This is a genomic window from Parasediminibacterium sp. HNIBRBA5674 (assembly GCF_056745525.1).
Genome location: NZ_JBQWIE010000074.1, coordinates 1 through 2,500, shown reverse-complemented (window position 1 = coordinate 2,500; position 2,500 = coordinate 1). Strand labels below are relative to the sequence as shown.

Sequence of the window (2,500 nt, the reverse complement as noted above, 5' to 3'; positions counted from 1 at the left end):
GGTCGGAGCTCTGCAATATGAGTGACGGCGTGCCTTTTGCATAATGAACCTACGAGTTGCTCCTCACTGGCGAGGTTAAGTTCTTATTTAACGGAGCCGAAGCGAAAGCGAGTCCAAATAGGGCGATTAGTCAGTGGGGGCAGACGCGAAACTTTGTGATCTATCCATGGGCAGGTTGAAGGTGTGGTAACACACACTGGAGGACCGAACTCGTTGACGTTGAAAAGTCTTGAGATGACCTGTGGATAGGGGTGAAAGGCCAATCAAACTGAGAGATAGCTCGTTCTCCCCGAAATGTTTTTAGGAACAGCGTCGCATATAGAAGTTTATTAGAGGTAGAGCTACTGATTGGGCTAGGGGGCTTCACCGCCTACCAAACCCTGACAAACTCCGAATGCTAATAAATATCTGCGGCAGTGAGGCTGTGGGCGCTAAGGTCCATGGCCGAGAGGGAAATAACCCAGATTAGCATCTAAGGTCCCTAATACGTAGTTAAGTTGATCAAACGAGGTGGGGTTTCTATAACAGCCAGGATGTTTGCTTGGAAGCAGCAATTCATTTAAAGAGTGCGTAACAGCTCACTGGTCGAGAGGCCCTGCACGGAAAATAATCGGGCATCAAACTACGAACCGAAGATCTAAATTTCAAATTTATTTGAAGTGGTAGGGGAGCATTGAAAACTGCGTTGAAGGTGTTGGGCGACCAATGCTGGAGCGTTTTCAAAAGAAAATGTAGGTATAAGTAACGATAAATGAAGTGAAAAACTTCATCGCCGAAAATCTAAGGTTTCCTGATCAATGTTAATCAGATCAGGGTTAGTCTGGTCCTTAGGCAAACCCGAAAGGGGCAGTTGATGGAAAGAAGGTTAATATTCCTTCACCTACTATGCATTAAAAGTGACGGAGAGCCGTGGTTGTTGCGTACTTACGGAATAGTACGCTGAGTGGATGCTTCGGCAAAAGCGAAACAATAAAAGCTCTTCCAAGAAAAGCGAGCATAGCAGCCAGTACCGTAAACCGACACAGGTAGATGGGATGAGTATTCTAAGGCGCTCGGGTGAGCCGCGGAGAAGGAACTAGGCAAATTAACGCTGTAACTTCGGGATAAAGCGTACCGTAGCGATACGGTCACAGTAAAATGGTACAACCAACTGTTTAACAAAAACACAGGGCCCTGCAAAATCGTAAGATGACGTATAGAGCCTGATACCTGCCCGGTGCTGGAAGGTTAAGGAAGGATGTTCGGCGCAAGCCAAAGCTTCTGACTGAAGCCCCAGTAAACGGCGGCCGTAACTATAACGGTCCTAAGGTAGCGAAATTCCTTGTCGGGTAAGTTCCGACCTGCACGAATGGTCTAATGAGTTGTACACTGTCTCCTCCGCGAGCCCGGTGAAATTGTAGTATCGGTGAAGATGCCGGTTACCCGCCACGGGACGAAAAGACCCCGTGAACCTTCACTACAACTTTGCATTGATTTTGAGCAACAAATGTGTAGGATAGTTGGGAGACTATGAAGCAGTGTCGCCAGGCATTGTGGAGTCAACGTTGAAATACCAACCTTTTGTTGCTTAGAACCTAATCCTGAACAAGGAGACATTGCATGGTGGGTAGTTTGACTGGGGTGGTCGCCTCCTAAAAAGTAACGGAGGCTTGCAAAGGTACCCTCAGTACGGTTGGTAATCGTACGCAGAGCGCATTAGTAAAAGGGTGCTTGACTGTGAGACAAACGCGTCGAGCAGGAGCGAAAGCTGGCTAAAGTGATCCGGTGATTCTGCATGGAAGGGTCATCGCTCAAAGGATAAAAGGTACTCCGGGGATAACAGGCTGATCTTACCCAAGAGCTCATATCGACGGTAAGGTTTGGCACCTCGATGTCGGTTCGTCACATCCTGGGGCTGGAGAAGGTCCCAAGGGTTCGGCTGTTCGCCGATTAAAGTGGCACGTGAACTGGGTTCAGAACGTCGCAAGACAGTTCGGTCTCTATCTGTGGTGGGCGTTAGTAAATTGAGTGGACATGTCCTTAGTACGAGAGGACCGGGATGTACGTACCGCTGGTGTATCTGTTATGCCGCCAGGTGTAATGCAGAGTAGCTATGTACGGCAAGGATAAACGCTGAAAGCATCTAAGCGTGAAACCTTCCACAAGATGAGTTTACTTTTAAGGGCTGTCAAAGACTATGACGTTGATAGGCTATAGGTGTAAAGTTGGTAACAACAAAGCCGAGTAGTACTAATTGCCCGTAAGCTTTATTTTTTTATTTTCTTGTAACAAGATAACTTCCCGATATGTCACCTTATTTAATTAGTAATTATTAATTAATAATTGTTAATTTTTAATGTCTTATGGTGATTTTGCCGGGGGTGTTCACCTCTTCCCATTCCGAACAGAGAAGTTAAGTCCCCCATGGCCGATGGTACTCGCATTACGCCGGGAGAGTAGGTAGTTGCCATATTTATTTAAAACCTCTAACAAACCAAATTGTTAGAGGTTTTTTTATGTA

The 2,500-nt window shown here is 46.4% G+C and carries 2 rRNA genes (1 of these 2 cut by a window edge); both read left to right on the top strand.

What is annotated here, in order from left to right:
• Positions 1–2,253, top strand: a 23S ribosomal RNA gene (locus ACT9TX_RS18190); it begins 550 nt to the left of the window's first position.
• Positions 2,254–2,341: 88 nt separating this feature from the next.
• A 5S ribosomal RNA gene (gene rrf / locus ACT9TX_RS18185) occupies positions 2,342–2,452 on the top strand.
• The last annotated feature ends 48 nt before the right edge of the window (positions 2,453–2,500 follow it).